Source organism: Bradyrhizobium sp. P5_C11_2 (assembly GCF_054049755.1).
Genome location: NZ_JBFULT010000685.1, coordinates 1 through 3,467, shown reverse-complemented (window position 1 = coordinate 3,467; position 3,467 = coordinate 1). Strand labels below are relative to the sequence as shown.

Annotated in this window: 5 protein-coding genes; 1 reads left to right on the top strand and 4 read right to left on the bottom strand. The window is 63.9% G+C overall.

What is annotated here, in order from left to right; all coding sequences use genetic code 11:
* Positions 1–383 (bottom strand): ABC transporter substrate-binding protein (locus ACXJL8_RS36855; RefSeq protein ID WP_456686600.1); only part of this gene is annotated, 383 nt, incomplete at its 3' end.
* A 299-nt stretch (positions 384–682) separates the two neighbouring features.
* Here ACXJL8_RS36855 and ACXJL8_RS36850 point away from each other — a divergent pair.
* Positions 683–1,558, top strand: a complete 876-nt coding sequence (locus tag ACXJL8_RS36850; RefSeq protein ID WP_456620132.1) for a hypothetical protein — start codon at positions 683–685, stop codon at positions 1,556–1,558.
* Between the two features lie 13 nt (positions 1,559–1,571).
* Here ACXJL8_RS36850 and mtnK read toward each other — a convergent pair whose 3' ends face one another.
* From mtnK to ACXJL8_RS36835, 3 genes are all read right to left on the bottom strand, one after another.
* The gene (gene mtnK / locus ACXJL8_RS36845) at positions 1,572–2,861 is read right to left on the bottom strand and encodes an S-methyl-5-thioribose kinase (protein WP_456620133.1); all 1,290 of its coding nucleotides are present in this window, start codon (positions 2,859–2,861) and stop codon (positions 1,572–1,574) included.
* Positions 2,862–2,896: 35 nt separating this feature from the next.
* On the bottom strand, positions 2,897–3,244 hold the full coding sequence (locus ACXJL8_RS36840) for a hypothetical protein (RefSeq protein WP_456620134.1): 348 nt from the start codon (positions 3,242–3,244) through the stop codon (positions 2,897–2,899).
* 35 nt (positions 3,245–3,279) lie between these two features.
* A partial coding sequence (locus ACXJL8_RS36835; protein WP_456686599.1) for a DUF1467 family protein occupies positions 3,280–3,467 on the bottom strand: 188 nt, incomplete at its 5' end.

The window sequence follows — 3,467 nt, the reverse complement described above, 5'->3', positions numbered from 1 at the left end:
GGATAGGCCTTGGTGCCGTCCATGATGCGGTTGTAGGACCAGATGACGTCGTCGGCCGTCATCTTGCGGCCGTGGTGGAAATAGGCGTCGTCGCGCAGCTTGAAGGTGTAGACGAGACCGCCGCCCGAGACGATGACCTCCTTGGCAAGTTCCGGAACCGGCTTGCCCTCAGCGGAGTCCCAAATGTAGAGCGACCGATGCAGGGCCTTGGCGTAGATCTCGTCCTGGGCGCGCTGAGTGGTGTGAATGTCCAAACTTGTGAAACTGGAACCATAAGGCGCCGTCATGCGGATGGTCCCGCCCTTGCGCGGTGTCTGAGCCTCCACTGATCCGGCGAGCGCCAGTCCCAACCCAGCGACGATCGCCACAATCCTGAACATCATGTCCCCTCCGGCACTGCAGGCATATTCCAGTCACGGAGTTGACCACTCGCGGCACGTCGAGTGCAAGCTCCTCTTTTCGCCTTGGATGCCGCAGTTCCTTGCAACACTTCGTTCGAGACGCCCGCCCCGGGGGGCGAGCCCTCAGGTGAAGCCGTAGTTCGCGGCGAGCCCCTCAACCCGTCGAGAATCGGAAGCGGAAACAACGATCTACGAGCGGTGAACGTCCGGCGTGATCGATGCGACCAAGCTCAGGACAAGGGCCTTCAGCCCAGTGATCTCGTCGAGATGGGAATCCGGACATGAAAAGCCGAACGCTAGGTGCTTTGCTTATCGGCGGTCTGGTCGCCGCCGCAGCTGTGCTGGCAAGCCCGGTCGCGGCCAGCCTCGGCCGGTACAGCGAGGCGGACAGCATCCGGTTCAGCTGGAGTCGCACCACCGGCGTGAACGACTATCTTGACGAAACGTGGTGGGCGGTCCGGGGCCATGACACTCCGGATAATTTCGCCGAACGACTGCTCAGCATCCCCGTCGGAGCGGTCGCACGGGGCGCAGGTGCGGGTTTCGAAGCCAGGGTTTCCCAGGGCACCGGTCTGCCACTGCCAGAGAGTTGGAGCATCGCTACGGCGAAGAATTCGCCGTTCATCACGTCGGTCTACGCCGAGACCCCGCGCGATCTCGCGGCGGTGCTCGGCTTCTATCGCACCGAGCTCGGCAAGCGTGGCTGGATCGAGACGGTGGTCGAACCAGACCGGGCCGTGATCACCTTCACGACGACCCGTGGACCGGTCCTGCTCCGGCTTTCCCGTCAGAACGACAGGACAATCGCCGAACTTTCGCTGCGCAAGCCGGGTATCGCGGATTGCGGCCTCCTGCCGAGGCCGAGCCAGGCAAGGCTGATGCTCGGCAACAAGTCGGACGAGGGGGCGGTCATCACCGTCGCCGACCAGACCATCAAGCTGGCGGCGCACGCCGGCGAGAAACTRGCACAGTCCGACTCCGCCGCATCCGACATACCGGACAGCCAAAAGATCGATCTGCCGCCCGGCAAGTACAAGGTCACCCTCAAGGTCGAGGGCGGCACGGTCCAGATCCGGGAGTTCGAGGTCGCGGCCAACGAGACCTGGGGTCTGCTGGCCGGCACTGACGGCGTCCTGCTGCCGATGCGGCTTTATTGAAGCGCATCGGCCTCTAGCCGTTCGCAAACTCCGGCATCCAATCGCGCAGCTTTCGCGCGGCGCCGGTGACGTCAGCGATCGTCCGAAACGCCCCCGTCTCCACCATCATCGCCCTCGCCAGCCGCACCGCGCGGGCTTCGCTGGTCGCCCGCTTCTTCGGATCCTCGATCAGCTCGAAATCGATGTTGTGGGCGAGACCGAAGATGCGGCGGATGGTTTTTGCGGCGGCGAAGCCGACGGTGTCGGTGAAGAGACGCTGCATATAGGCCTGCCGCTCCGCCTCAAGGCGGGCGGCGCCCTTCTCGCCGGCGAAGAGTGAGGCCGGATAGGCATCCCCCGAAGCACTGGCGCGCCAGAGGTCGAGGAATTTTCCGGCGAACTCGGTCCAGACCTGCTCGACCGTCTCCAGCATCCAGCCCTCGAACGCAGCCCGCTCGCCCGGCGAGCGCTCGTGGCCGGCGGAGGCAAAATAGGCCATCAGGAGGTTGGCCAGCACGGCGCCGACGTCGAACCCCATCGGGCCATAGAATGCGAATTCCGGGTCGATCACCCGCGTCTGGCTCTCAGTCACCATGATAGAGCCGGTGTGGAGGTCGCCGTGGAGCAGCGCTTCCGGGCTTGCCATGAATTTCAGCTTCAGGCGGGAGATCGCGACATGCAGCTCCATGTCCTCGCGCAGGCTCGCGGCCAACCCGTCGAGGTATGGCACGGTCCAGCGGTTCTGCTCGGCGATGCGGTAGGGATCGGTGAAGATCAGGTCTTCCGTGATCTTGCAGAGCGCATGGTTGCCGGCGAAGGCTGCGATGCCATCCTTCTTCTCGGCCGCGGACAGCGCGAGGTCGGAGGTGAAGAACAGCGTCCGCGCCATGAAGGTGGTGATGTCGCCCGCGAAGCGCGGATATTGCGTTGCCGCGACCAGCCCCTTGCGCATGATGATGTGGGGCTCGAGCAGCTCCATCACCGTCAGCGCCAGCGCATCGTTGTGATGCAGCACCGCCGGTACCAGGCCGGGTGCGAGCTGGGCCTGCTTCGACAGGGACAGATATTCGTAGTGGGCCCGCGACAGTGGCAGCGGCCAGCTCTCGCCGACGAGGCGGACGTAAGGCAGCGCCTGCTTCACGGCGACGCCGCCGCTTGCGCCCTTGACGATGAAGACCAGATTGAGATTGCCGTCGCCGACCTCGGTGATCGACCAGGCGGCCGGCTCCGCGCCGTACAGCGCCTTAAGGTCCGGAACGCCTGCGAGATAGTCCCGCAAGGCCGCCTCATGCAGAATCCGGTAGTCCCCCCGCCCCTCGGTCATGACGATCCCATCCCATGCTTGGCATGGCCGGATCGTTACTCCCGCTCCAGGAAGCTCGAGCCGATCTCGGCCTTTCTTTTGATCGGATCGTAATCACAATAAACGCTGTCCGCTACCAGCGTGTAGCTGGCGCTGACGTTGTATTTGTCCAGCTTGACCGAGTTCAGCCCGATCACCGAGGTGCTCTTGCCGCCGTTCCACTTGAACGGCGTCGAGCTCTTGGCCTGCTCGCAGGCCATCACGGCCTCGTTGAAGACGTAGCCCTCGACGAACGCCTTCAGCGTCCGCACCTGCACGGCCATCTTCCACTCAAAATAGCCGATGGCACCGAGGCCGGCGACGATCAGCACCAAGAGCGCAACGACGATCCTTTGAAAAGTCATCCGTCCCCCCAAAACAACTACGCAACTATGAAAATCTAAAACGGCATTCCCATCAGCTTCGACAGGCGCTCGATCGAAAGGTAGCCGGCCTGATAGGCGATCATGCCGAGCCCGTAGATGACCGCCGAGATGATCGTGGTCCAGATCAGCTTGGGTCCCATCCGGGTCAGGATCGGCGCGCCGGGGTCGGTGCCGGGTGCGCCGACGCCGTCCTCGTGCTGGC